Below are 1,974 nucleotides of genomic sequence, written 5' to 3'. Positions count from 1 at the left end.
GCCAACATTGACGAAGACGGACAGTTCTGCGATACCCATCAAGCTTCAGGACCCCGAGTATTGTGATTGGTTTATGCTTGGCTTCACAAGCGAACGTAGCGACGTGACGGAAACAGCGTCGTACAACGCGCTGGATAGGTATAAAAGACCTTGGCTTAGCTCGTCTGGACACCAAATCGTTGGTGGCTCGACGTTTCCTACCGTTTTTGAGTTGGCCTACGACGAAGGCAACAAGACGTTGCACGCGTCCATACGGGTGAAGATCATCCCGGTAGACCTATTTAAATCGGACGGAAGAGGAGTGCCGCTTCTTGGTCCTGATGGAAAAAAACAATCGGTGCCCTTCGATCACGACGCACATTGGGAGGGGGTCGGGCGTGGAGTCGGAAAGCTTATTAACGGTGGCTTCGTGATGGAGTTTCGGGAAAGCACCGGACCGCGCTTTGAGTTACCGACGAAGAAACGCCAAGTTGAAGCTGTTTTGAACGCGCACGGTAGTAAGTTCATTCTTGACGGATGTTCAAAAGGAACGTCTTGCGGGTGTCGCGTGTCGATAAAATTCCATGTAGATTTTTTGTTAGGTCTGAATGACGCGGACGTAGCTGACGGAAAAAAAGTTCACAAGACCATTTATCTATTTCCGCGCGCTATTCGCGCCGACGCAAGGTCATGGGGAGAAGTTAACCTATTACCACAACGTGATTCATACGTAGATAACCCAGACGATACGAACGTGGTCGCGCACGAGTGCGGCCATATGTTCAACTTCCCCGATGAATATTGGGAGTTCGGCGGCTGGGTTCACAAAATGTATATCGAAAATAGTGAGCTGAACTTCGCGACGGGCGATATGTATAAAGGCAAAGAGACTTGGCAGATGCGATCAGAGAACAACCTTATGGGATACGGTGCTAACAAGATAATCAAACCGGGTACTAACGGTGGTCCAACGGCGATGGTAAGTCCTCACTATTTAGAATTATCAGGCGGCACTTTAGCGAGCTGACGCATAAAGCATGGAGGATAGGTTATGGCGGATAGTTCTTATATGTTCCGCTTACGGACGTTCGTCGTCTCGTGGGTTGTACTTTTTCTTGTCCTTTGTGAGGTAATAGTTGTGCCGAATATTGCAACAGCAAAAACGAAAGTTATGACCGAAGCCGGGTTCGGAATCAGTAGACTAGGCGGTCATGACTATGGCACTAATGGCATAGGGGTGTGGATGACAGGAAAGGTGCGTGTCGGACTATCGGATACGATTGACCAAGATTTCAACGGCGTTGGTTTGATCGAATCTTGGCTGTCACCGGAGGACCTTAAGCAAGCGAATGACATTCAAGCACGGTTGTGCAAAGCCGCGCAGGGCGGTCCCAAAAACGAAGTTGAGCGAGTTGAGCCCGCCACGATATATTCAGTTGATTGTGCGTTAGACGGGCGTATCAAAACATACCAGGGCAAGACATACGAACTACCTGCTGAGTTATGTACCCTTGTCGACCAATTTTATATAAAAACGCGGAACACCTATATGCGCGACGGTCGCGCACTTGTCAAGCTTGATGCCAAGGTTACGAGCGCCCTTCGGCAGACAGAAAACTTCCTCGTATCTGTGACTTTTGTGAATAGTGGAGAATACGCGATCAAAATGTTCACTCCGGATCGATGGTCGACTGACTTTGGCGACCGACTTGACGTCGGTGGTTCTCGTGTGGATGGCACGGATGAATGGGATGTCCGTCTTGCAGGGCAACCGCTGGTGAATAAAGCTGAATTTCCCGACGAGATCGTGACAATTGACCCTCAGCAGTCTGTGACGTTCAAGTTTATGGCCATCCCTACGCGGAAGGCTCCTCGCGGAACGTATCAGCTTCATGCAGTAGTCGTTACTGGTATCACGGGTGAGGGTGTCGTCGCCACGATGGGCAAGGTGGATTTTCGTTCAGACCGAAGCAAGCCTACCCGCGCGACGTTCGA

1 protein-coding gene and 1 pseudogene are annotated in these 1,974 nt (G+C 50.1%); both read left to right on the top strand.

Annotated elements, in window-relative coordinates:
- Nucleotides 1-1,006, top strand: a pseudogene (locus tag AWB64_RS30505) (hypothetical protein); the annotation flags it as partial.
- A gap of 24 nt (nucleotides 1,007-1,030) precedes the next feature.
- The coding region (locus AWB64_RS30500) for a hypothetical protein (protein WP_157766742.1) at nucleotides 1,031-1,974 on the top strand (944 nt) is incomplete at its 3' end.

This window comes from Caballeronia sordidicola (assembly GCF_001544455.2).
In the GTDB taxonomy this organism is placed as follows: Bacteria; Pseudomonadota; Gammaproteobacteria; order Burkholderiales; family Burkholderiaceae; genus Caballeronia; species Caballeronia sordidicola.
Note: the sequence above shows the minus strand (reverse complement) of the source record. Positions and strands in the feature narration are given on the sequence as shown.